The organism is Amycolatopsis plumensis, assembly GCF_042652605.1.
In the GTDB taxonomy this organism is placed as follows: Bacteria; Actinomycetota; Actinomycetes; order Mycobacteriales; family Pseudonocardiaceae; genus Amycolatopsis; species Amycolatopsis plumensis.
The window spans coordinates 6168927-6192470 of the sequence record NZ_JBHSJY010000001.1 but is presented as its reverse complement, the minus strand read 5'-3'; the positions used below and the strand labels follow the sequence as shown (position 1 = coordinate 6192470).

Below are 23544 nucleotides of genomic sequence, written 5' to 3'. Positions count from 1 at the left end.
CTGCCCTACTCCGGCTTGAGGATCTCCGTGGGCAGCCCGAGGGTCTCGACGATCCGCGCTACGGCGTCGCCGACGCGCACGAAGTCCTCACCCAGCGGATCCGTCACCAGCCGGCGAACCGTGGCGACGTGCGCGGGTGCCGAAGCGGCCAGGTGCGCGCGGCCGGCATCGGTCAACGTCGCGGTCGTGAACCGGCGGCCCTGGCCGGTGCGCACCTCGCGCGTCACCCACCCGCGGTCCTCCAGGCGCGCGACGGCGTGCGAAATCCGCGGCAGCGACCCGTTGGCCATCTCCGCGATCTCGCTCATCCGCAGGCTTTCTCCCGGCACGGCCGACAGGCGCGCCAGGATCATGTAGCCCAGCAGCGTCAGGTCGGCGTCGCGCAGCAGCTGGCTTTCGAGCGCGCCCGGCAGCGTGAGCAGGACCTTCGCCAGGTTGATCCACGCCCGCCGCTCGTCTTCGCCGAGCCAACGGACCGGCTCCTCTCCACTCACGTCTTGACTTTAACACGCAACCCAACCTACCGTTTGGGTTGCGTGTTAAAGTCAAGGAGGAGCGATGACCACCATCCCCCGGCCCACCACGACCACCGCTCTCCGTCTCGGCTTCGCCTTCCTGGCGGCCGCCGCGGCGAACACCGGCATCGCCCTCGGGGCGCTGGCGCTCGACGACGGCGGGATCGCCATGGGCCTGTCCCCCGCGGTCTACCTGCCGGCCACCGCCGTCGGGCTGCTGCTGGGCACCGTCGGCTGGTTCGTGCTCGCCCGCCGGGCACCGCACGCCCTGCGCGTGGTCGTCCCCGCGGTGCTCGTGCTCACCTGGGTCCCGGACCTGCTGCTGTTCACCGCGGGGGCCACCGCCGCCAACGTCTTCGGCCTGATGCTCATGCACCTGGTCGTCACCACGGCCGTCGTCACGGCGCTGCGCCCGACTCTGGCGAACCGCTAGTTCACCGGGGAGAGGATCGTGCGGGAGCTCAGTCTGCCCTTTTCCGGTTCCCGCCCGGCCTGCCCCGCGGCCACCGCGGCGGTCAGCGCGCCGACGGCGTCCTCGGGCCGGTAGATCGTTTCCAGCAGCGTGAACCGCTGCAGCTCGGCGACGGTGGCGGCGCCCCGCCGGTCCAGTTCCGCCAGCAGCGCCCGCCGCAGCGGCAGCAGCTGCGGGGTGAGCGAGATGTCGACCAGCGTCCCCTCGGCGTCCGCCGGATCGCGGTACCGGATGCCCGCGAACTCGTCCGCGGCCCACAGCTCGGTCTTGAACGTCGCGAGGTGCCGGCTGTCGGCGGTCGCGAACACCAGGGCCCGCGCGGTCCCGTCGTCGGCCACGAGGTCCACGGCGACCGCGCACCCGAGCCCCGCCGCCCGCAGCCGGTCCCGGTGATCGGTGCCCGGCTCGGCCGAGAGCAGGACCTCGTGCGCCTTGCCCCGCACCAGGCCCGGCGGCCAGGGGCCGCACAGGTGCGCCAGCATCGGCCCGGGCACCTCGACCTCCCGGAGCTCACCTGCCGTCCGGACGGCCAGCCCCGCCGGAGCCCCACCCGGCGCGGCCCGGCCGACGACCACCACGGCCAGGGGGTGCTCGGCCAGCCGGTCGGCGAACTCCCCGAAGACCCGGAAGACATCGGCGGCGAACTCGCCGCACTCGACGTAGGTCCCGCCCCGCGGCGACCGCAGCACGGTCGCGGTCCAGGCGTCGAGGTACCGCACCAGCACGTCCCGTTCGACGGAACCGTGCGGGTCAGGACGCCCGACGCGCTCGGCCACGCTTCCGGTTGTACCGCACTCGCCGTCCGGTCACCAGACACGCCCTGGTGTCGCGCGTCCGAGATTCGTTGACAGCGGCCCCGGCTCAACCGCCCCAAGGTGGCCTTGGGGCGCATCGGCCCGAACGGCGAAGAACTTGCGACGCGCGAAACTAAGCGAGGCCGAGCGCCCGCGAAAGCTGAGTGGTCCACCACCGGAGCTGGGGGCCGCTCGTCGCGGCCGCCCGGCCGGCGACGCCGGCGCTGCGGCGGAACACGGGCCCGTAGAGCGGCTCGGTGACGAGGGCCTGGTGGAGCGCGGCGACGGCGAGCCCGGTGTCCTCGACCGGCACGTGCGCGGCGTCGGGCCGCAGTGCGTGCAGCGCGTCGACGACCGGGGCGAGCATCCCCGAACCCCGGTCCCGCCACCCGGCGGCGTGCAACGCCACCGCCAGTTCGCCGTAGCCACCGCGGTAGAACGCGGCCAGGGCTTCGACAAGCTCACCGAGATCGGCGCCGCGGCCGAGCCAGGAGGCCAGCACTTCCTCGACTCCGGCGCGGATCTTCCGGCCGCCGTGCCGCAACAGCGCTTCCAGGAGGTGGTCGCGGCTGCCGAAGTGGTGGTGGACCCCGGCGTCGGTCATGCCGACGCGGGTGGCGACGGCCCGGACCTGGACGGCGGCGACACCCCCTTCGGCCAGGAGCCGCTCGGCCGTGTCCAGGATCAGGCGCCGGGCCTCATCGGGAGGGCGGCGCACCCGCGAAGACGTCACGCCCGCACCATACCTTGACCGGCCAAGGTATGTTACCTTGACGTCACAAGGTAGGGGGGGCTCATGGCCGAACTCACCGGCACCAAAGAGCGGCGCATCACGCGCCCGGACGCGGTCCTCCGCGGACAGGAGACCGGCGACGGCCCGGCCGTTCTGCTGCTGCACGCCGGCGGCGAGCGGCGGCGGGTCTGGACGCCGGTCATCGAGGTCCTCGTCGGCGCGGGATTCCGGTGCGTGGCCTTCGATCAGCGCGGCCACGGGGACAGTGACGGCGTCCCGCGGACGCTCGCGCTCTGCGCGGACGACGTCGCCGCCATGCTCCACGCCGAACCGCCGGGGTGTGTGGTCGTCGGCGCCTCGCTGGGCGGGCTCGCGGCCATCGCCGCACTGGGCGATCCGGCGGTCCGCGCCAGGGTGGCGGGTCTGGTGCTGGTGGACGTCGTGCCCGGCCTGGAACCCGGCCGCGTCCGCGGCTTCCTCGCCGCCGGCGGCCTGCTCGGCACCCACGCGCAACTGGTCGACGACGTGCTCGACCGCGTTCCCCGGCTGCGGGAGAGCACCGCGCGGCTCGACCGGCCCCTCCTGCTGGTGCGCGGCGGCACCGGCTCACCGGTCACCGACGACGACGTCGACCGGTTGCGGCAGCTGGCGCCGCACACCGAGGTGACCCACATTGCCGGAGCCGGGCACCTCGTCGCCCGCGACCAGCCGGTGGCGCTGGCCGAAACCATCGCCGCCGCCACCGCCGAGTGGCCCGCGCTGGCGTTTCTCCGCGATCTGGGCGCGGAGCAGGTGGACCACCCCGGCGGAAACCTCCTCGACCACCTCCGGCGCGTGGCCGGCCAGGTGACCGAGTGGGGCGGCAGCCGGCGCGTACGCCTCGCGGCGCTGTGCCACGCCACCTACGGCACCGACGGCTTCCCGCACCCGCTCCTGCCCCCGGATCGGCGAGCCGGCCTGCGCGCGGCCATCGGCCACGACGCTGAAGCCTTGGTCCACCTTTACGACGTCTGCGATCGCGGCCGGACTTACGCCCACCTGGGTGCGACCCCGCTCCCGCTCACGAACCGGTTCACCGGCGAGGTCACCTCCGTGGCGGGCGGGGACCTTGTGGACTTCGCCCTGCTCACCATCGCGAACGAACTGGACGTGGCTCGGCATGCTCAGCTGACCTCGGAAGCCCGTGGTGCCATTCGCGGGCTCATTTTCGCGTTGCGGGCCTATGTTCCCGACGTCAGCAGGCGGGCCCTCGCCGATCCGTCCCTGAACTGACCCCCGGACAGTGAAGGAGGCCTCCGGCGTACCGAAGGCCTCCTTCCCACAGCGAGACTCACCCCCGCAGGGCGCTGCCCGCCTGCCAGGCGCTCCAGCTGATGGCCCAGTCGCCGTGGCCGTTGTTGATGGCCAGCTGCGGGCCGCCCGAGTTGGTGACCTCGACGACGTCGCCCGCGTTGAAGTTGTCGAAGAACCACTTGGCGTTCTCGGTGTTCATGTTGAGGCAGCCGTTGGAGACGTTGTCGCTGCCCTGCACGCCGACCGTCTTCAGGTTCTCGTGCAGGTACTCGCCGTCGGCGGAGATGCGGACGTTCCAGTTCTCCGGCGCGCTGTAGTACCCCGGGTCGCCCTCGCACACGCCGTAGGTGCAGGAGTCCATGATCTTGTGCGCTTCCTTGCCCAGCACGACGTGCGTGCCGTTGAAGGTCGGCGTCGGGCCGCGCGGCGGGGTGTCGGCGGTCTTGCCCATGCTGGTCGGCGCGGTCTTCACCAGCTGGCCGTTGTGGAACGCCTTGATCTGGTGGGTCTTGCCGTCCGCCTTGGCGATCCAGGAGTCGTGCACCTTGTAGCTGGCCGAGACGTCCTGGCCGCCGTACTGGCCACCCCCGATCGGCATGCCGAACGTCGTGGTCTCGAGCTTGACGGTCGAGCCGGCCTTCCAGTAGTCCTTGGGCCGGTAGTGCACTTCGCGCTTGTTCACCCAGTACCAGCCGCCGTCCTGCGCGGGCGAGGACGTCACCTTGAAGGACTTCTCCACGGTGGCCTTGTCGGCGATGTCGCGGTCGAACTTCAGGCCGATGATCAGGCCGACGCCGAAGTCACCGGACGCCGGCTGGAACAGCGCCGGAGTGGCGACCCCCGACGGCTTGATCGTGTGCACCTCGCCGCGCTGCTCGGTCGCCGCCCCCGCCTGGTTCACCGCGGTGGCGACCACCTGGTAGGTGGCGCCGTACCGGAGGTTGTCCTTGCTGGTCCAGGTCGTCTTGTCCGGCGAGAGCTCGCCCTTGACGCCGTTGCCGGTCTGCGGGTTCGTCACCGCGACCGCCTGCAACGTGCCCCCCGAAGCCTTCACGACGATCGGGTCCTTCGGACTCAGCTGGTCCCCGCCGGCGGGGAGGAACGCCACGGTCGCCGCCGGTACCCCGGGTGTCGTCGCCGTTCCGGTCACGCCGACCGCGCCGATCGCCTGCGCGGTCCCCCCGGTCTCGGCCTGTCCACTACACGCTGCCAGCATCAAGCCCGCCAGGCCGAGCCCGGCTATGCGGATCACTCTCACGACCACCAGACGTTCCACCCGGCCCGAAGTTGCGTAACGATCCGGTCTCTCGAAGACAGTGAACGCCCGGCGACGATGTCACTTCGCATCGTGCAGCACGCGGTACCGCAGGTGCGTGACGCCGCGGCCTTCGAGCCGCCGGACGAGCTCCAGCTCGACGTGGCCGAGCCCGGTCGGCTCGAACAGCCGCCGCCCGCCGCCCAGCAGCACGGGGATGAGGTGCAGTTCGATCTCGTCGAGCTGGCCCGCCGCCAGCAGCGCCTGCGCCGCGCCCGCGCCGTGGACCATCACGCCCCGGTCCCCCGCCGCTTCCCGGGCCTCGTCGGCGCAGGCGTCGACGTCGGTGTAGAACTTCGCGCTGCCCGGCGGCACGTCGCCCGGGTCGACGTGGTGGGTGAGCACGTGGATCGGCACGCCGTCGTGGTGGTCGCCGTTCCACCGGCCGGCCAGCTCGAACGTGCGGCGCCCGGAGATCAGCGCCCCCGTCGCCTCCGCCTCGGCGTAGACCTGCCCGTTGATCCCGCCGGACCGGCGGTCGTCGAGCCAGTCGAACAGCCGCCAGCCGTCCTTGCCGAGTTCCTGGCCCGTGCGGTCGTCCGGTCCGGCGATGTACCCGTCGACCGACATCGACATGTACAGCCGCACTGGCGTTCTTCCGATGTGCTGCGTCGTCATTCGCAATATCTCCTTCGCGTGCCCTGGTTCGGCGCTGAAGCTTCTCATCCTCGCGTCGAATGCGCGACGCCGGATTCGACAATCGGCTCCGGAATTCTCCTCCTTCGGATCGCGTGTCCCGATCCCGCACCTCTTGAAGACGCGCGAACGATCTGGCAACCTCGAGATTGCGGTGTTCGCCGTTCCCCGATGCTCCGTTCGACGCGGAAATGTTCTGCAAGCTCGATTGTTAGCGCTAACAAGCTCTCCGTCCGAAGGAGAACCACCATGAGCCCGACCGGTCAGACCCCACCCCGGTCCGCGCGCCACCACCGGCATCGCCGCCGGTGGCGCGCCGCGATCACCTTGCTCACGACCGTCCTCGCGGCCACCACGGCGGTCGCGCTCGCCCCGAACGCCGCGTGGGCGGCCACCGTCGACCCGAACGCGTGGTACGTGCTGATCAACCGCAACAGCGGCAAAGCACTCGACGTTTCCGGGGCGTCCACCGCCGACGGAGCGGTGGTCCAGCAGTGGTCCCGCCACGACGGAGCCAATCAGCAGTGGCAGTTCGTGGATTCCGGCAACGGCTATTACCGGCTGAAGTCGAAGAACTCGGGCAAGGTCCTCGACGTCGGCAACTGGTCGACCGCCGACGGCGCGAAAATCCAGCAGTGGACCGACCTGAACGGAACCAACCAGCAGTTCCGCCTCGCCGACTCCGACGGCGGCCATGTCCGGCTGATCAACCGCAACAGCGGGAAAGCCGCGGAGGTGACGGGCGCGTCGACCGCGGACGGCGCGGCCGTCGTCCAGTACGGCGACCGGCAGGCGACCGATCAGCAGTGGCAGCTCGTCCGGCTGGGCGACACCGGCTCGTGCGCGCTTCCGTCGGCCTACCGCTGGTCCTCGACGGGACCGCTCGCGAACCCCAAGGCGGGCTGGGTCGCGCTCAAGGACTTCAGCAACGTCGTCTACAACGGAAAGCACCTGGTCTACGGTTCGACGACCGACGCGAACGGGTCCTACGGCTCGATGGCGTTCAGCCCCTTCACCACCTGGTCCGACATGGCCTCGGCCGGCCAGACCGGGATGACCATCGGCACCGTCGCCCCGACGCTGTTCTACTTCGCGCCCAAGAACATCTGGGTGCTGGCCTACCAGTGGGGCCCGACCACCTTCTCCTACCGGACGTCGACCGACCCGGCCAACGCGAACGGCTGGTCAGCACCGCAGGAGCTGTTCACCGGCACCATTCCCGGCGGGGCCCCGCTCGACCAGACGCTCATCGGCGACGGCTCGAACATGTACCTGTTCTTCGCCGGTGACAACGGCAAGATCTACCGCGCCGGCATGCCGATCGGGAACTTCCCGGGCAGCTTCGGGTCGAATTACACGACGGTCATGAGCGACACGCAGGCGAACCTGTTCGAGGCGGTCGAGGTCTACAAGGTCCAGGGCCAGAACCAGTACCTGATGCTCGTCGAGGCGATGGGCGCGAACGGCCGCTTCTTCCGGTCGTTCACCGCCACCAGCCTCGGCGGCACGTGGACCCCGCAGGCGGCCACCGAAAGCAACCCCTTCGCCGGCAAGGCCAACAGCGGCGCCACCTGGACCAACGACATCAGCCACGGCGACCTCGTGCGCAGCAACCCCGACCAGACCAAGACGATCGACCCCTGCAACCTGCAACTGCTCTACCAAGGCCGCGATCCCCGCTCCGACGGGACCGACTACAACCACCTGCCCTGGCGGCCGGGCGTGCTGACGCTGCAGCGCTGAGAGGTGGTGGCGCGGACCGCACTTCCCCTGCGGCCGCACCACCACCCGACGCATACTCTACCACCGATTCGAACTCGTGTTCGACCGGGGGTCGGCCAGGCGGCCGGGGAGCCGCCGAGTCCCATCTTGACGCGGTCGCCGTTATCGTTCACAGTCCTCTGGTGCCTCCGGCCGCACCGCCGGCCGACCCCATCCCCCATCCCTCCGTGATTTCCCCACCGCTCCGCCGCCGAAAGTGTTAACGCTAACAGTTCGCCGGCCGTCACCGTTGACGAAAGGAAAGCTGCATGTCCCTGGGATCTGCGAGCACCGCGAACCGGCGCCGCCGGTGGCGGGCGGGTTCGGCCGCCGCGGCCGTCGTGACCGTCGTGAGCGGGCTGCTCACGGTGGCCCCCACGGCGGCGTCGGCCGCCACTGTGGACACCACCGCCTGGTACGTCCTGCTGAACCGCAACAGCGGCAAGGCCCTCGACGTCAACGGCGCGGCCACCACCGACGGAGCCGGCCTCATCCAGTGGAGCCGCACCAACGCCACCAACCAGCAATTCCAGTTCGTGGACGCCGGCGGCGGCTACTACAAGCTGCGCGCGCGGCACTCCGGCAAGCTCGCCGACGTCCAGGGCGCCTCCACCGCCGACGGCGCTCCCGTGGTGCAGTGGACCGACAACGGCGGCACCAACCAGCAGTTCAGCCTCGCCGACGCCGCGACCGGCTACGTCCGGCTGGTCAACCGCAACAGCGGCAAGGCCCTCGACGTCCAGGGCGCCTCGACCGCCGACGGCGCGGGCGTCGTGCAGCAGACCGGCACCGGCGCCAACGACCAGCAGTGGCAACTCGTCCGGGTCGACGGCGGCAGCGCCACCTGCACGCTGCCCTCGACCTACCGCTGGAGCTCGACCGGGCCGCTGGCCACCCCGAAGCAGGGCTGGGTTTCCCTCAAGGACTTCACCAACGTCGTCTACAACGGCAAGCACGTCGTCTACGCCACCACGCACGACACCGGGTCGAGCTGGAATTCGATGAGTTTCAGCCCCTTCACGAACTGGTCGGACATGGCCTCCGCCGCCCAGAACTCGATGTCCTTCAACGCCGTCGCGCCGACGCTGTTCTACTTCGCGCCGAAGAACATCTGGGTGCTCGCCTACCAGTGGGGCGGCCCGACCTTCTCCTACCGCACCTCGAGCGACCCCACCAACCCCAACGGCTGGTCCGCGCCGCAGACGCTGTTCACCGGCACCCTCCCCAGCGGAGCCCCCATCGACCAGACCATCATCGGCGACGACACGAACATGTACCTGTTCTTCGCCGACGACAACGGCAGCATCTACCGCGCCACCATGCCCATCGGGAACTTCCCGGGCAGCTTCGGCTCCGGCTACACGAAGATCATGAGCGACACCGTGCTCAACCTCTTCGAAGCCCCCGAGGTCTACAAGATCCAGGGCCAGAACCAGTACCTCATGATCGTCGAGGCCCGAGGGACGAACGAGCGGCGCTTCTTCCGCTCGTTCACCGCCACCAGCCTGAACGGCACGTGGACCCCGCAGGCGGCCACCGAAAGCAACCCCTTCGCCGGCAAGGCCAACAGCGGCGCCACCTGGACCAATGACATCAGCCACGGCGACCTCGTCCGCACCAATCCCGACCAGACCAAAACCGTCGACCCCTGCAACCTGCAGTTCCTCTACCAAGGCCGCGATCCCCAATCCGACGGCACCGGCTACGGCCTCCTGCCCTACAAGCCGGGTGTGCTGACCCTGCAGCGCTGAAATCGGAATGGGTGGAGGCGGGCCCGGCGCACGGCCGAGCCCGCCTCCACCCGGCCACGCATTCTGGAAATCGGCAAAGCTCGCACGTCTCCTCGCCGTGAACGGCAGCCATTTGCTTCCGCAAGCTCATAGCGGAGAACTCGCAGTGCCACGAGCTCCTCCCCCGACTGGGGTGTTCCGGGCCGCAAGGTGTGACAAAACGCCAGCGCCCCGCGATGTCCACGTCGAAGCCGAAGGGAGCGTGGTCGATGCCGGACAGGCAAGTACGGCTGCTGCACGACGTCCGGTCCGTCTCGATGGGCACCGGCCCCACCCGGGAGGAAGTGCGCTACTCCGGCATCACCATCCACCGCATCGACGGGGGTGCCGTGGTCGGGCAGACCTGGATCCCGTTCGGGCCCGCTCCGACGTACGCCGACGACGAGGCCCTGCTCACCGCCTGGCACGCCGCCCTCGACTGGAGCCGCTCGCCGACCGACACCCCGTCGGCGTGACCGGAAGATCGCCGACCGCAGGCACTCCCCGGCCCTTCGCCGTTTTCCGGACCGCCAGAGGCATCATTCAACAGATTTCGAAATGAACGCCTCCGCGCGCGTTGTCAACGTTGACAACCAATGTCGTCCGGACAATTTCCTGTCATAGCGCGGTATTGCGCGGCGCAGTATCATCCGGCGCGGAAACACGCGGGAAACCGCGACAGTCCCGAATTCGCAGTCCGCACCACGAGGGAAAGGGACGGAAAATGCGCAAGACCATCAAGTCGCTCGCCGCGCTGGCCGCTGCCGCCGCGCTTCCCCTGACGATGAGCGGGACGGCGTGGGCCGACATTCCTTTCGACCAGCCGGTCAACGGGCGCGCCACCTACTACAACGACGCCGGCTTCGGCGCCTGCGGCACGCAGATCAACGCCGCCACCCAGCTGCTCGTCGCGGCACCGGCCGCCTACTGGACCACGGCCAACCCGAACAACGACCCGCTGTGCCGGGGCGTGTCCGTCCGGGTCTCCTACAACGGCCGGACCATCACCGTGCCCGTGGCCGACAAGTGCCCGAGCTGCGACAGCGCGCACATCGACCTGAGTGCGCCGGCGTTCGCCCAGCTCGCCGACCCCGCACTGGGCACCATCCCGGTGACCTGGTCGTTCGTCCGCTCGTGACCCGGCGGAACGGCATGAACCAGCTCAGGAACCTGCTGCTCGTCGTGACCCTCGCCGCCGCGGTCGTCGCCGGCGGGCCGGCCGCACCGGCGACCGCGGCCGGCACCAAGAAGGGCGTCAGCGCGGCCGCCTTCCCCGGCGTCACCACCGCGCTCGCCGACGTCGGCGCCCGGTGGTTCTACACCTGGGCCGCGGATCCGCAGGGCATCACCGCACCGGCCGGGACGGAGTTCGTCCCGATGATCTGGGGCCGCGGTTCGGTCACCCCGGAGCAGCTGCAGCGGGCGAAGGCGTCCGGGAGCACGCTGCTCGCGTTCAACGAACCCGACCTGGCCGGCCAAGCCGAGATGCCGGTCGAGACCGCGCTCGACCTCTGGCCGCAGCTGCAGGCGACGGGCCTGCGGCTGGGCGCGCCGGCCGTGGCCTACGGCGGGGACACCCCCGGTGGCTGGCTCGACCGGTTCATGAGCGGCGCGGCGGCGCGCGGCTACCGCGTCGACTTCATCCCGCTGCACTGGTACGGCGGCGACTTCTCGGCCGCCGCCACCGGGCAGCTGCAGTCGTACCTGCAAGCGGTGTACAACCGCTACCACCGGCCGATCTGGGTGACCGAGTACGCGCTGATCGACTTCTCCGGCCCCACCCCGCGCTACCCGTCCGCCGCGGAGCAGGCCGACTTCGTCAGCCGGTCCACGGCGATGCTGAACGGGCTGCCGTTCGTCGAGCGCTACGCCTGGTTCTCGCTGTCGACGTCGACCACCCCGACCGGCCTCTACACGGGAACCACCGCGAACGCCAGCGGCGCCGCCTACCGGGCCGCCGGCTGATCCCCACCCGCACCGGAACCGAACGGAGGTCCATCCCGCATGTTCAAGCGGCTCTTCGCCACGGCCGCGGCGCTCGTCGTCGCCCTGACCGCCGGTTCGACGGCGAGCCCGGCCACCGCGGCGGGCAACCACACGGTGACGTTCGTCAACCACACCGGCCAGACCGTCTGGCTGGGCAGCACCGTGAACGCCGACGGGTCGGTCAACTTCGCGAGCCTGCCGACGCTGGCCGACGGGCAGTCGGCCACCGTCACGATCCCCGAAACGTCCGCGCCCGGCCACTGGCGGGGCAAGTTCTTCGCCCGCCAGGGGTGCACGGGCACCTCCGGCCGGGACTTCCACTGCCTGGTCGGCGACTGCGGCGGGTACGCCGACCACTGCGCGACCGGCGAGCAGCCGGCCAGCCTGGCCGAGTTCAACTTCGACACCGCCGACGGCCTCGCCCCGTGGTACGACGTCAGTTACGTCAACGCCTTCTCCGTCCCGATCACGATCGAGCCGGTCAACGCGGCGGTGCCGCCCGGTTCGGCGTCGTGCGGCACGGCGGGCTGCCCGGAGAACCTGCTGCCCTACTGCCCGGCCGCGAACCGGCAGTACTCCCCGTCCGGCACGCTGATCAACTGCGTCAACCCGAACCGCGACGCGCCCACGAGCTACAGCGACGCGATCAAGTCGCACTGCCCCAAGGCGTACGCGTGGTCCAAACAGGACACCGAGCCGGGCAACCAGACGATGTACCAGTGCGCCTCCTGCACCGGCTTCACGATCACCTTCCACCGCGGTTAGTAGCAGCGACGCCGGGTTCCGCCGCCTCGGCGCGGCGGACCCGGCCCGGTGTTTCTCGAGCCCTGCTCACCCGCGGGCGAACTGCGCGTCGAGCCCCGTGCCGAGCCGGCGGAAGGCAAGCTCGGCGGCGGTCCTCGCGTCCCGGTGCGTGCGTTCGAGCGGGCGGCCGTCGAGCAGCAGCCGGGTGATGTGGGTGGCAAGACAGCGTTGGGTGGCTGTGATCTGCGCGGCGATCAGCCGCGCGCTCAGCTCGTCGCCGACCTCGGTGGTTTCGAGGAGCGCGGCCGCCAGAGCGTCTTCGCCGCGGGCGAGCCAGCGGCCCAGCGCGTGCGCGAGCCCCGGGGTGGCCTGGATCATGCGCGCCAGGCCCAGCACCTGGGCGTCGTCGGTCAGGCCGGTGATCGGATCGTGGCGGTCGAGACCGGCGATGAAGTGCCGGCGCAGCGCTTCCAGCGGCGAGCAGCCGTCGGGTCGTGCGCGCACGACCTCGGCGTTCTCGTTCTCGTGGTCCGCGATCCGGTGGAAGACCAGGTCCTCCTTGGTAGGGAAGTACTTGAACAGCGTCCGCTTCGACACTTCGGCAGCCGCGGCGATCTCCACGGTGGACACCGAGTCGTAGCCGCGAGCGAGGAAGAGTTCGATCGCCGCGGCGGAGATCGCCGCTCGGGTGCGGCGCCTCTTGCGCTCGCGCAATCCGCCGGGTTCGTCGACCTCCACGCAGTCCACGTTAGCGCAGAGGTAGACTGGGTGGATAAGTACACCGGGTTTACTTTTCGATGGGGGATTCAGCGGCATGAAGATCTGGTTGATCACCGGGACGTCTCGCGGGCTCGGCTTGGAGATCGCGCGGCAGGCGCTGGCCGCGGGCGATGCGGTGGTGGCGACCGCGCGAAACCCCGAGCGGGTCGCGGCGGCGCTCGAGGGGCACGGGCCGCGGCTGCTCGCGCTGCCGCTGGACGTGACCGACGAACACCAGGCCCAGCACGTGGCCGCGGCGGCCGTCGACCGGTTCGGGCGGATCGACGTGCTGGTCAACAACGCCGGTCGCGGGCTGTTCGGAGCGGTCGAGGAGACCACGCCCGAGGAGGCGCGAGCCGTGTTCGACACCAACGTGTTCGCGGTGCTGTTGGTGACGCGGGCGGTCCTGCCCGTCATGCGCCGCCGGCGCGCCGGCCACCTGCTGGCGATCAGTTCGATGGGCGGTTTCTCCGCCGGGGCCCGATTCGGCGCGTACGCGGCCAGCAAGTTCGCGCTGGAGGCACTGCACGAGGCGATGCACGAGGAGCTGACGCCGTTCGGCATCAAGGTCACCATCGTCGAGCCGGGGGTGCTGGCCACCGGTTTCGCCACGGCCGGCTCCGGCCAGGTGGCGCACCCGATCGACGACTACGCGTCCACCTTGCCGACCTACGGCGGCGAGGAAGACGACGATCCCGCCGTCGATCCCGCCGCGGCCGCCGCGGCGATCCGGACCGTCACCGAGCTGGCGGACCCGCCGCTGCGGCTGCCGATCGGGCGCGATGCGATCGCCCGGATGCGCGCCAAGCTCGCCCACGTCGCCGCGGACCTCGACGCCGCCGGAGGCTCGTGAGCGGCGCACCAGCGCAACGCGCCCGTGGCCCCGGCTCGGAGCCGGGGCCACGGGCCACGCGTCACGCGGAAGGACACCCGGCCACGCCGATCACGCTGGGTGCAGCGCCCGCCGCCGCTCCGGCGGTCGGCTGCGGCAAGTGCGTCCGCTCCAGCCGCAGAGCCACCGTCGTGGGCAAGCTCAGCTTTGCGACAGCCCGACGCCGCAGTCGAACAGCACCCCGGCCGTGGCCGCGTCCGGGCCGATCCGGGCGGGCGGCACCGGACGGCAGTGCTTCGCCTCCCAGGCGACCCGCCGGGGCAGTTCCCCCGCGTCGGCCGCCGCGGTGGTCTGCTTCGCGCCGGCGCGGGCGATGTCGACGAACACCTTGGGCAGCAGCACGAACCGCAGCTTCCCGGCCGCGACCCACTGCGGGAGCTCCGCGGCCGGCGGCGCCGGGTCGAAGCCGAGGTAACCGCCGAGCGGCGCGACGCGCGCCTCGGTGTTCAGCAGGAACGGGTCCGCGCCATACGTACCGCCCTCGACGGCCAAGGTGATTTGGGTGGCCGACGTCTGCGCGAACGCGAGCACCTGGCGCTGACCGGGGCCGAGCCGGTACGCGTTGTCGATGAACCGGACGTATCCGGCCGCGGCGCCCGGATCGGTGCTGACGCTGAAGACGGTGTGCGGCGCGGCCGCCGAGGACGGCCCGGCGACCGGGTCGGCGCTCTCCAGGACACTTCCCGGCCGCACCGCGGTGTCGGCGACGAAGGCCGCGGGTCCGGCCACAACGGCGACCAAGCCGATCGCGGCCGCGACGCGGAAAGCCCGCACCAGCGTCGCGACGACCGCGAGCAACGCCACGGCCAGCACGGTGTACCGCAGCCACGGCAGCCAGTCCGGCGTCCGGTCGAGCAGGACGAAGGCGAGCACCGCCGTCGCCACCACCGCGGCCGGCAGGACGAACCGGGCCCGGCCGCGGGACCAGCTCGAAGCCGTGACCAGGCCCGCGGCGGCGAGCGCCGCGATGGCCGGGGCCAGTTCGGCGGTGTAGTAGGCGTGGAAGATGCCGCCGGTGACCGAGAAGACCGTGGCCCCGGCGAGCAGCCAGCCACCCCACAGCACCCAGCCCGCCTTCGTCCGCGGTGCGGCCCCGCGAGCGCGGCACGCGGCGACGGCCAAAGACGCCACGGCGAGCGGCAGCAGCCAGGCGATCTGTCCGCCGACCTCCGCGTCGAACAGCCGCAGCGGTCCCGGGTCGCCGCCGAGGGCCGCGCCGGCCGTGGCGCTGTAGCCGCCGCCGATGCCGGTCGTGCCGCCGAGCAGCCGCGTCACGCCGTTGTAGCCGAAGGCCAGCTGCCACACCGAGCCGTCCGTGGTGCTGCCGACGAACGGCTTGGCGCCGGGCCAGGCGGTGACGGCGACGGACCACGCCAGCGACACGAAAAGCGTCACCGCGCCGGCCACGCCGAGCCAGGCCAGCCGCCGGCCGCGTGAGCCGGGCGCGGCAACGAAGTACGCCGACGCGAGGCCCGGGAGCACGATCCACGCGGCGAGCATCTTCGTGAGGAAACCCAGTCCGACGAAGACGCCTGCCCACACCAGCCACCGGGCGTTGTCGAGCGCCCGGGTGACGCTGTAGGCGGCGAGCAGCAGGAGGAGCACCAAAAGGGTGTCCGGCAGGTTGTCGCGGTTGATCGCCGCGGTGATCGGCGTCAGCGCGAAGAACGCCGCGGCGAGCAGCGCGGTCCGCGCGCCGGCCCAGCGGCGCACCACCCGATGCAGCACGAGCACGGCCGCCACGCCCTCGACTACCTGGACCAGCGCGATCGCCCACGGGTGGAACCCGAAGACCGCCACGCCGAGCGCCTGCGTCCAGAAGGCGAGCGGCGGTTTGTCGACCGTGACGACGCCCGCCGGGTCGAAGCCCGCGAAGAAGAACGCCGTGGCGTCGTGCGACATCGAATGCACGGCCGCCGCGTAGTACGGCTGCAGCGGGCGGCTCCACAAAGCCCAGCCCCACACCACGGCGGCAACGGCCGCGATCGCCGCCACCGCGATCCGCTCGCCCCGCCCGGTCCGCTCGGTCCGCCCCTCGGCCGTCACCGCCATGTCTCCCCCTCCGGTCGCTGCCCGGAACGCTAGGGCAGCGGGACGCCGGAATCCTCAAGCTCCGGATTGAAGTGGGCGTCCACCCGGGGGTTGACCGCGGCGCGGTGCGGAAGGAGCCTATTTCAGCACGCTGACCGCGCGGGCGATGACCAGCAACGACGTCAGCAGCGCCGCGACGCTCTGCACCGCCATCAGCACCTTCGCCCTCGACGACAACGGCATCGTGTCCGTGGGACTGAACGCCGTCGAGTTGGTCACCGACACGTACAGGTAGTCCAGCAGCGTCGGCACCCAATCGGACTTGACGCTGGAGCCCTCGGCGACTTCCACGACGGTGTCGGCGTTCTCGTCCTGGGAGAACCGGAAGTCGGCGGGCGGCAGGTCGGCGCGGCCGGCCTGGGTGCGCTTGACCGGGCCACCCCGATCCAGCTCCCAGTAGGCGAGCCCGAAGGCGATCACGTTGGTCAGCCACACCTGCAGCGCCCCCAGCAGCAGGGCCTGACCGCTGTCGGCCGCGCCGGCGACCAGGTCGTGGACGAGCAGCGCCAGGGCGCCCAGGTTGGTGATGCCGATGACCACGACGAGCGTCAGGGACAGCACCCGGGAGGCCCTGGTCTGCCGGGTGACCCGCCGCGGGTTGAGCGCGATCAGCGGGATCAGCAGCACGATCTCCAGCGCGGGCACCACGAACCGCGGAACGACGAGGAGCTGTTCCGGCAGCGCCAGGTAGAGCGCGATGGCCACGAGCGTCGCGACGGCGGCCGGCAGCCGGGCCTCCCCGCGGCGCTGGTGGCGGGGATGGCGGCTCCGGGCGGCGGCCCGATCGGCCGGCATGGCGGCACCTCCTCGTGCACGGCCGCGGACCGGCCCTGTTCGTCGGAGCGCCAGCCTAGCCTCCGGTGGGCCGTACCCACCCACCGCCGGTTGCCGCACGGAGCGGGCAAACCCGTCCATTCCGGACCATTCGGCGGTCGGAAACTATCGACACGGCGCCGCGGCGATCGGCTACGACAGGTGCCGCACGAACCAGTCGCGCGCCGCCTGCGAGGCCACGGCGAAGCCCTCGCCGGTGTAGGCGTCGAAGTGACCACCGGGCAGGAAGACGATGTCCTTCGGCTCCGCCGCGCTCGTGTAGGCGACGGCCGCGAGGTTGCCGCCGGTCAGGCCGTCTTCGCTGCCGACGATCATCAACAGCGGTGTCGGCGTGACCTCCGGCAGGTACTTCGCCGGCTCGTAGCAGTAGTAGTTGTCCAAGCTGCGCAGCGTGACTTCGTTGGGCCAGCGGGGATCGAGCTCGTCTCGCGCCCGGCTGAACCACGCGTGGGAGTCGCGGGTCGGCAGCCCCACCAGCCGGCCGGGGTCGGTCCCGATCACCGGGATGGTCGCGGCGGCCGCTCCCCGGGCGCGGGCCCGGCGGTCGGCCGTGAACACGTCCGGGCCGACGACCTGGTTGTCCACCCGGGCCAGGTTGGCGTAGGTCGCGCGGCCGCTGATGAACGGTGCCTGGGTGACCACGGCCTTCACCCGCCGGTCCATCGCCGCGACGACGTAGGCGTGCGCACCCGAGAAGCTGGTTCCCCACACGCCGACGCGGTCGGGGTCCACTTCGGACCGGTTCTGGGCGCAGGTGATGGCGTGCCGGTAGTCGCCGACCTGGACCCACGGGTCGATCTCGTGCCGCGGCTGTCCCGGCGCCGGCTCGGAGTCGCCCCAGCCGCGGTTGTCGTACACCAGCACGGCCAGCCCGGCCGCGGCGAACACCTCCGCGAACCGGTCGAGGTACATCCGCCGCGTCGAGCTCCAGCCGTGGGCCATCACGACACACGGCGCCGGCCCCGTGGTCCCTTCGGCCTCGTAGAACCACCCTCGCAGCAACGCTCCTTCGGCATCGAATTCGATGTCGTGCCGCATCATCCCTCCTCGGAAACCCGTTGGTGGATTTGCTTGCCCACGAAGCCGGCGACGTCGTCGATCTCCCGCCCGCGGACGTCGTGCCCCAGTCCGGAGTGAACGCGCACCTCGGCGGTGGCGTGGCGAGCGAGCCACCGTTCGGTCCGCACGAGCGCACCGGCCGGGATGACCCGGTCCTCCCGCCCCCGTCCCCAGTAGACCGGCGGCCGCGTGACGCTCAGCGATGCGTCGCCGGGCTGCTCGTCCCGCACGACGAACCCCGCCAGGTTCACGCAGTAGGCGAACCGATGCGGCGCCAGCCGCATGAGCTGGTGCGCCATCGCTGCGCCTTGCGAAAAGCCGAGCAGCCCGATCGACGGCGCCTCGACCGTCTCCAGCCACGAGAGCACGTCCAGCGCCGCCGCGTTCGCCACCTGCGGCCGAGGATCACCGATCGGGTTGCCCGCACTGGGGAACCACGCATACCCACCGGCTTCGGGGATCCGCGCCCGCACCGAGGCGACCACGACCTCGTCCGGCAGGCGCGGGGTGATCAGCCGGTACAGGTGCGTCTCGTCGTAGCTCCAGCCGTGCAGCATCACCAGCAGCGGCCGCGACCCGCGAACACACTCCTCTTCGGACCACAGCACCGCTTCGCGGTCCATTCCCGGTTCCTGGTTCATCGTGCGCCGAACTCGGTCAGCGGGTCGGTGTGCACCGGGGTCCACCCCAGTTCACGCTGCGCCTTGGCCGAGGTCAGCTGCTGGTCGAGCGCGAAGGCGTCGGCGATCGGGCCCATCCGCTCGCGGGCCTCGTCCAGGGACAGGGAGACGGTCTTCCCGTCGAGCCCGGCGGCGTGGGCGCACGCCTCGGCGACCTCCTTGGCCGTCGGGTTGACCCCGCCCACCCCGAGGTACACCGAGCCCGCCGGCGCGGACAGCGCCGCCACGTAGAGCCGGGCGAGGTCGTCGAGGTGGATCAGGGCCCAGTGGTTGCCGCCGTCGCCGAGGTACGGGATCGCGCCGCTTTCCTTGCCCGGCTGGACGAAGAAGATGTCGATCAGGCGGTTGTCACCGCCGTAGAGCAGGCCGGGCTGGACGACGACCGGCCGTCCGCCGTCGGCGGCGCGGGCCAGCACCGCGTCTTCTACGGCTTTGCGCCAGGCCACCACCGCCGGCGGGTTCCACGGCGCGCTTTCGTCCTGGACCCCGTCGGTGTCGCCGTAGACCCAGCTGCCGCCGGTGTGCACGTAGGTGCCGCCTCCGACGCCGTCCTGCATCGCGGTGGCGGCCGCCAGGTCCTCCTCGCCGCTGGTGGCCTGGGCGAGGTGGATCACGGCTTCCGCCCGCGCCGCCGCCTGGTTGAGCACGTCGAGGTCGGTCAGGCCACCACGGACCGCGCTCGCGCCGGCGGCGACCACGGCGGTCTCGGCGCGCTCGCTGCGCGCGAGCGCCTCGACGGTGTGCCCTTGCCGGACCAGCTCGCCGATCGTCGCGCGGCCGATGTAGCCCGAGCCGCCCGTGAGGAAGATCTTCATCGTTGTCCCTTCACCCGTGTTTTCGTTCCTCCTCCACGGTGGCCGGTGCCCCCGCGGTGCGTCCAAGACCCGTTCCGCGCGCTGTGATGCCGCGACGGCATCACGAAACTGCGATGATGGGCGGCGACGGGAGCGGGAGGTGCGCCGAAGTGGACTTCGACCTGCGGAAGCTGCGGTACTTCGTCGCGGTGGCCGAAGAGCTGCACTTCGGGCGGGCCGCCGCGCGGCTGCACATCGCCCAGCCGGCGTTGTCGCGCCAGATCCGCGCACTGGAGAACGAGTTGAAGACACCCTTGTTCGTCCGCGACCGCCGGACCACGGTCCTCACCGCGGCGGGCGAACAGCTCCTCGCCGACGCCCGGGACCTGCTGGCGGCGGCCGAAGCCGTGCACCGGCGGGTCTCGGCCGCGGCCGAGGCGAAGCCGGTGCTCACGGTCGGGTTCATGCCGGGCATCGTGGTCACCCCGGCGGTCCGGGCACTGGCCCGGCGGCGGCCGGACGTCGGCGTCCGGCTGCTGCGCACGAGCTGGCACGACCAGGTGGAAGTCCTGCACGACGGCCGCGTGGACGTCAGCATCATCAGGCTGCCGGCCGACCAGCGCGGGCTGACCGTGCGGCCGCTGTTCACCGAACCCCGCGTCGTGATGGTGCCCGCCGGGCACCGGCTGGCCGGGAAGGAGTCCGTGTCGGTCACCGAACTCGCCGACGAGCACCTGCTGCAGGACCCCGACGCCGTCCCCGAGTGGCGGGACATCGCGCTCGAACTGCGCAAACCCGACCGTCCCGAAGTCCCGCGCATCCACAGCGTCGAAGAGAAACTGGAACTGGTCGCCGCCGGCGCGGGGATCAGCGTCATCCCCTTGTCGACGGCGACGTTCTACACCCGCTCGGACGTCCTCGGCATCCCGGTCGAAGACATCGCGCCGAACCAGGTGTCGCTGGCTTGGCTCGCGACGCGCCGGTCACCCCTGCTCGACGCCTTCCTCGACGCCGCGGCAAGCCTGGCGCCCTAGTTCAGCCGGCCGGACAAAGCGCCCGCTTACAATGGGACGACCGGGCCGGCCGTCGTGGCCACCGCCCGGGCGCGAGCGGGAGGACCACCGGATGACGATGTCGCTGTCGGCCGAGCTTTGGCCGGACGTGCAGCCGGAGACCGCCCGGCGGCTCATGCTGGCCGGGGTGGAGGCGTTCGCCCAGCGCGGCTACCACGCCACCACCACGCGGGACATCGCCGGCGCCGCGGGGATGTCGCCCGCCGCGCTCTACGTGCACTTCCCCTCCAAGGCCGCGCTGCTGTTCGCCATCAGCCGGTACGGCCACGAACAGACCCTCGCGCTGGTCGAAAACGTCATCGCGAAGGAGGCCGACCCCGTCGAACGGATCCGGCTGATCGTCGAGGACTTCGTGGCCTGGCACGCCCGGCGCCACACCGTCGCCCGGGTCGTCCAGTACGAGCTGCAGGCGCTGCCCGAGCAGGAGTTCGAGGTGGTCGCCGCGCTGCGGCGCCGGATCGAGCGGATCGTCCGCGAGGTGATCGCCGAGGGCGTCGACAGCGGCGTGTTCACGGTGTCCGACCCGCACGTCGCCGCCCGGGCCGTGCTTTCGCTCGGCGTCGACGTCGCCCGCTGGTACAGCGAGCGCGCCCGCCAGACGCCAGCGGCGCTCGGCAAGGAGTACGGCGGCCTGGTCCTCCGCATGCTCGGAGTAGCGGACACAATCTGACCGCTACGTGCGGCAAGGTGGCCTCGTGCACCACGTCCTCGACGCGCGGTCCCTGAACCGCGCCACCCTCGCCCGGCAGCTGCTGCTCGAGCGCGCCGACCTGCCCGTTCTCGACGCCGTCACCCAGCTCGGCGGCCTGCAAGCCCAGGAACCACAGGAGCCGTTCACCGGGCTGTGGTCACGGCTGCGCGCGTTCGACCCGGCCGCGCTGGACACGCTGCTGACCGGACGGCGGGTCGTCCGCACCCACCTCATGCGCCGCACCGTGCACCTGCTCACCGCCGACGACGTCCTCGCGTGGCGCAGCCGCTTCGACTCCATGCTGCGGCAGCGGGTCGTCACCACCTACCGCCGCGAACTCGAGGGCGTGGACTTCGCCGAGCTCGCCGCGGCGGGCCGGGCGGTGCTCGCCGACGGCGAGCCGCGGTCGATGGGCGAGCTCGCGCGGGCGGTCGCCGACCGGTGGCCCGATCCGGGGCCGCGTCCGCTCGGCGAGCTGCTGATCGCGGCGCTCATCCCGTCGGTGCAGGTGCCGCCGCGCGGGCTGTGGCGCACCAAGGCGGGCGTGCGGAACCTCCCGCTGGCCGCGTGGCTCGGCCGCGACGCCGACCCGCTCGACCCCGCCGACGGCGTCGGGCAGGCGCTGGTGCGGCGCTACCTCGCGGCCTACGGCCCGGCGGCGACGGCGGACCTGCGCGCGTGGTCGGGCCTGACCGGCCTGCCGGCCGCGGTGAAGGCGGTGCGCGGGGAACTGGTGGGCTTCCGCGACGAGCGGGGGCGCGAGCTGCTCGACCTGCCCGGAGCACCGCGTCCCGGCCCGGACACGCCCGCGCCGGTCCGGTTCCTGCCGGCGTTCGACAACGCGATCCTCGGCTACGACGACCGCACCCGCATCATCGACGACGCCCACCGCGGGCTCTCGGTCGCGGGCGAGCGGGTGGTGCTGGTCGACGGCCGGGTTTCGGCGACGTGGACGGTGGCGGAGGCCACGGTCGTGGTGCGTCCCCTGCGGCGGCTGACGACGGCCGAACACGGCGAGGTCGCCGCCGAAGGAAGCGAGGTGGCCGCCTTCTTGAGCGACGGCGAAAGCGACGCCGTCTCGATCGAGACTCGTTAGCGCGCGCCGCTCCGAGCTGCTCAGCCGACCGCTCGGGTGAACCGTTCCGCCACCTCCCGCAGGCGCTCGACCAGCCCCGGCGGGGCCTCCTCCACCACGAAGTCGTACCCCAGCCGGGCCAGGTGGTACGGCACCGCGTCCAGGTCGGCCGCCCCGGTCCGGACCCGGCAGCTGTCCGCGTCGATCTCTTCCACCGCGCCCGCCGTCGGGGGGACGCGCCGGGCCAGCACCGCCGCCGGCGCCGACACCCGCAGGACCAGCTGGTACGGGTAGGGCGCCGTCGAAATCTGGCGCGAGACGTAGTCCGCCAGGTCCGGCGCCGGGGGCTCGCGCGGTGTGAAGCGGAACCCCGGCACCGGCACCCCCGCGATCCGGTCCACCCGGAACGTGCGCCAGTCCGCGCGGTCGACGTCGAAGGCGACCAGGTACCAGCGCCGCCCCGTGCAGACCAGGCGCAGCGGCTCGACCGACCGCTGCGTCGAGGTGCCGGACCGGTCGCCGTAGCCGAAGCGCAGCCGCTCGTGGTCGCGGCAGGCCGTGGCGATCGCCGTCAGCACCGAGGCGTCCACCGTCGGGCCGGCTCCGGGCAGCGACACCGTCGCCGCCTGCAGCGCCCCCACCCGGGGCCGCAGCCGCGCGGGCAGCACCTGCTCCAGCTTCGCCAGCGCCCGCACCGACGTCTCCTCGATGCCGCCGACCGTGCCGCTCGCCGCCGTGCGCAGGCCGACCGCGACCGCGACGGCCTCGTCGTCGTCCAGCAGCAACGGCGGCAGCGCCGCGCCCGCCCCCAGCCGGTAGCCACCCGCCACCCCCGGCGTCGCGTGCACCGGGTAGCCGAGGGAACGCAGCCGCTCGACGTCGCGGCGGACCGTGCGGACGTCCACCTCCAGCCGGGCCGCGAGGTCGCCACCCGGCCAGTCCCGGCGCGCCTGCAGCAGCGAGAGCAGCTTGAGCAGCCGTTCCGAAGTGCCGTACATGGCACGCAGTGTGCCAGACATCGCGGACAGCTTCCGTCCGCGATGCACCGGAACGTGCCGAACACTTGCCAGGCACCGCCCGGGCCGGAAAGAGTGACGCATGCCGATCGATCCGCACGCCCTGCTGGCCGTCGCCCGCGAAGAAGCCGAACGGGGCAAAGCCGAGGGAGGTGTCCCGATCGGGGCCGCGCTGTTCGACTCCGCGGGCACGCTGCTGGGCCGCGGGCACAACCGGCGCGTGCAGGACGGCGACCCGTCGATGCACGCCGAGACCGCGGCCTTCCGCAACGCCGGCCGCCGCCCGCACTACCGCGACACGATCATGGTCACCACGCTCTCGCCGTGCTGGTACTGCTCGGGGCTCGTCCGTCAGTTCGGTATCGGGCGCGTCGTCATCGGTGAAGCGGAGACGTTCCACGGCGGTCACGACTGGCTCGCCGAGCTCGGGGTCGAAATCACCCTGCTCGACGATCCCGGCTGCACCGCGCTGATGACGGAGTTCATCGCCGCGCGCCCGGACCTGTGGTTCGAGGACATCGGGGTCGAGAAGTCCGAATAGGACAGTTCTGGCGAGGAGCCG

At 71.9% G+C, this 23544-nt stretch carries 25 protein-coding genes; 13 read left to right on the top strand and 12 right to left on the bottom strand.

Annotation, left to right across the window (positions count from 1 at the left end; translation table 11 throughout):
* Positions 1-5: 5 nt before the first annotated feature.
* Positions 6-494 carry a MarR family winged helix-turn-helix transcriptional regulator gene (locus tag ACFPLC_RS30235; protein ID WP_378189816.1) on the bottom strand — a complete coding sequence of 163 codons (489 nt, stop codon included), beginning with the start codon at positions 492-494 and terminating at the stop codon, positions 6-8.
* Between the two features lie 64 nt (positions 495-558).
* Here ACFPLC_RS30235 and ACFPLC_RS30230 point away from each other — a divergent pair, with 64 nt between their 5' ends.
* Entirely contained in the window at positions 559-948 is a 390-nt protein-coding gene (locus ACFPLC_RS30230; RefSeq protein WP_378189818.1) for a DUF6069 family protein, read from the top strand.
* Here ACFPLC_RS30230 and ACFPLC_RS30225 read toward each other — a convergent pair.
* The gene (locus tag ACFPLC_RS30225) at positions 945-1763 is read right to left on the bottom strand and encodes a hypothetical protein (protein ID WP_378189821.1); all 819 of its coding nucleotides are present in this window, start codon (positions 1761-1763) and stop codon (positions 945-947) included. The genes ACFPLC_RS30230 and ACFPLC_RS30225 overlap by 4 nt on opposite strands.
* 151 nt (positions 1764-1914) lie before the next feature.
* A complete protein-coding gene (locus ACFPLC_RS30220; RefSeq protein WP_378189823.1) occupies positions 1915-2514 on the bottom strand; it encodes a TetR/AcrR family transcriptional regulator in 600 nt (199 codons plus the stop codon).
* Positions 2515-2577: 63 nt separating this feature from the next.
* On the opposite strand from ACFPLC_RS30220, the gene ACFPLC_RS30215 reads away from it, so the two are divergent.
* Complete coding sequence (locus tag ACFPLC_RS30215; protein ID WP_378189825.1) at positions 2578-3786, top strand: alpha/beta fold hydrolase; 1209 nt, start codon at positions 2578-2580, stop codon at positions 3784-3786.
* Between the two features lie 58 nt (positions 3787-3844).
* Here the strand turns inward: ACFPLC_RS30215 and ACFPLC_RS30210 are convergent, their stop codons facing one another.
* On the bottom strand, positions 3845-5059 hold the full coding sequence (locus ACFPLC_RS30210) for a L,D-transpeptidase (protein ID WP_378190283.1): 1215 nt from the start codon (positions 5057-5059) through the stop codon (positions 3845-3847).
* Between the two features lie 84 nt (positions 5060-5143).
* Positions 5144-5740, bottom strand: a complete 597-nt coding sequence (locus ACFPLC_RS30205; RefSeq protein ID WP_378189827.1) for a dihydrofolate reductase family protein — start codon at positions 5738-5740, stop codon at positions 5144-5146.
* A gap of 267 nt (positions 5741-6007) precedes the next feature.
* Here ACFPLC_RS30205 and ACFPLC_RS30200 point away from each other — a divergent pair, with 267 nt between their 5' ends.
* The 6 genes from ACFPLC_RS30200 to ACFPLC_RS30175 all read left to right on the top strand — a co-directional run bounded on the left by ACFPLC_RS30200 (position 6008) and on the right by ACFPLC_RS30175 (position 12039).
* A complete protein-coding gene (locus ACFPLC_RS30200) occupies positions 6008-7501 on the top strand; it encodes a non-reducing end alpha-L-arabinofuranosidase family hydrolase (protein ID WP_378189829.1) in 1494 nt (497 codons plus the stop codon).
* 287 nt (positions 7502-7788) lie between these two features.
* Complete coding sequence (locus ACFPLC_RS30195) at positions 7789-9270, top strand: non-reducing end alpha-L-arabinofuranosidase family hydrolase (RefSeq protein ID WP_378189831.1); 1482 nt, start codon at positions 7789-7791, stop codon at positions 9268-9270.
* A 248-nt stretch (positions 9271-9518) separates the two neighbouring features.
* The gene (locus ACFPLC_RS30190; RefSeq protein ID WP_378189833.1) at positions 9519-9764 is read left to right on the top strand and encodes a hypothetical protein; all 246 of its coding nucleotides are present in this window, start codon (positions 9519-9521) and stop codon (positions 9762-9764) included.
* Between the two features lie 248 nt (positions 9765-10012).
* Entirely contained in the window at positions 10013-10426 is a 414-nt protein-coding gene (locus ACFPLC_RS30185; protein WP_191316542.1) for a cysteine/serine endopeptidase inhibitor, read from the top strand.
* 14 nt (positions 10427-10440) lie between these two features.
* Positions 10441-11253: a glycoside hydrolase family protein gene (locus ACFPLC_RS30180; RefSeq protein ID WP_378189835.1), complete on the top strand. Its 813-nt coding sequence runs from the start codon at positions 10441-10443 to the stop codon at positions 11251-11253.
* A gap of 39 nt (positions 11254-11292) precedes the next feature.
* Entirely contained in the window at positions 11293-12039 is a 747-nt protein-coding gene (locus ACFPLC_RS30175; RefSeq protein WP_378189836.1) for a thaumatin family protein, read from the top strand.
* A gap of 66 nt (positions 12040-12105) precedes the next feature.
* Here ACFPLC_RS30175 and ACFPLC_RS30170 read toward each other — a convergent pair whose 3' ends face one another.
* Positions 12106-12756, bottom strand: a complete 651-nt coding sequence (locus ACFPLC_RS30170) for a TetR/AcrR family transcriptional regulator (RefSeq protein WP_378189839.1) — start codon at positions 12754-12756, stop codon at positions 12106-12108.
* Between the two features lie 76 nt (positions 12757-12832).
* Here ACFPLC_RS30170 and ACFPLC_RS30165 point away from each other — a divergent pair, with 76 nt between their 5' ends.
* Positions 12833-13630: an SDR family NAD(P)-dependent oxidoreductase gene (locus ACFPLC_RS30165; RefSeq protein ID WP_378189841.1), complete on the top strand. Its 798-nt coding sequence runs from the start codon at positions 12833-12835 to the stop codon at positions 13628-13630.
* Between the two features lie 180 nt (positions 13631-13810).
* On the opposite strand, the gene ACFPLC_RS30160 is transcribed toward ACFPLC_RS30165, so the two are convergent.
* From ACFPLC_RS30160 to ACFPLC_RS30140, 5 genes are all read right to left on the bottom strand, one after another.
* The gene (locus tag ACFPLC_RS30160) at positions 13811-15721 is read right to left on the bottom strand and encodes an ArnT family glycosyltransferase (RefSeq protein WP_378189843.1); all 1911 of its coding nucleotides are present in this window, start codon (positions 15719-15721) and stop codon (positions 13811-13813) included.
* A 117-nt stretch (positions 15722-15838) separates the two neighbouring features.
* A complete protein-coding gene (locus ACFPLC_RS30155; RefSeq protein WP_378189845.1) occupies positions 15839-16555 on the bottom strand; it encodes a hypothetical protein in 717 nt (238 codons plus the stop codon).
* A 171-nt stretch (positions 16556-16726) separates the two neighbouring features.
* The gene (locus ACFPLC_RS30150) at positions 16727-17632 is read right to left on the bottom strand and encodes an alpha/beta hydrolase (RefSeq protein WP_378189847.1); all 906 of its coding nucleotides are present in this window, start codon (positions 17630-17632) and stop codon (positions 16727-16729) included.
* Positions 17632-18276: an alpha/beta hydrolase gene (locus tag ACFPLC_RS30145; protein ID WP_378189849.1), complete on the bottom strand. Its 645-nt coding sequence runs from the start codon at positions 18274-18276 to the stop codon at positions 17632-17634. Before ACFPLC_RS30145 ends, ACFPLC_RS30150 begins: the two co-directional genes overlap by 1 nt.
* A 14-nt stretch (positions 18277-18290) precedes the next feature.
* Positions 18291-19148, bottom strand: coding sequence for an NAD-dependent epimerase/dehydratase family protein (locus ACFPLC_RS30140; protein WP_378189851.1), 858 nt, complete (start codon positions 19146-19148; stop codon positions 18291-18293).
* Between the two features lie 149 nt (positions 19149-19297).
* On the opposite strand from ACFPLC_RS30140, the gene ACFPLC_RS30135 reads away from it, so the two are divergent.
* From ACFPLC_RS30135 to ACFPLC_RS30125, 3 genes are all read left to right on the top strand, one after another.
* Entirely contained in the window at positions 19298-20161 is an 864-nt protein-coding gene (locus ACFPLC_RS30135) for a LysR family transcriptional regulator (RefSeq protein ID WP_378189853.1), read from the top strand.
* A gap of 91 nt (positions 20162-20252) precedes the next feature.
* The gene (locus tag ACFPLC_RS30130; protein ID WP_191316534.1) at positions 20253-20870 is read left to right on the top strand and encodes a TetR/AcrR family transcriptional regulator; all 618 of its coding nucleotides are present in this window, start codon (positions 20253-20255) and stop codon (positions 20868-20870) included.
* A gap of 25 nt (positions 20871-20895) precedes the next feature.
* Positions 20896-21987: a winged helix DNA-binding domain-containing protein gene (locus tag ACFPLC_RS30125; protein ID WP_378189857.1), complete on the top strand. Its 1092-nt coding sequence runs from the start codon at positions 20896-20898 to the stop codon at positions 21985-21987.
* 20 nt (positions 21988-22007) lie between these two features.
* Here the strand turns inward: ACFPLC_RS30125 and ACFPLC_RS30120 are convergent, their stop codons facing one another.
* Positions 22008-22964, bottom strand: a complete 957-nt coding sequence (locus tag ACFPLC_RS30120) for a helix-turn-helix transcriptional regulator (protein ID WP_378189859.1) — start codon at positions 22962-22964, stop codon at positions 22008-22010.
* A 100-nt stretch (positions 22965-23064) separates the two neighbouring features.
* Between ACFPLC_RS30120 and ACFPLC_RS30115 the strand changes: the two genes are divergently transcribed.
* Positions 23065-23523: a nucleoside deaminase gene (locus tag ACFPLC_RS30115; protein ID WP_378189862.1), complete on the top strand. Its 459-nt coding sequence runs from the start codon at positions 23065-23067 to the stop codon at positions 23521-23523.
* Positions 23524-23544: the final 21 nt, after the last annotated feature.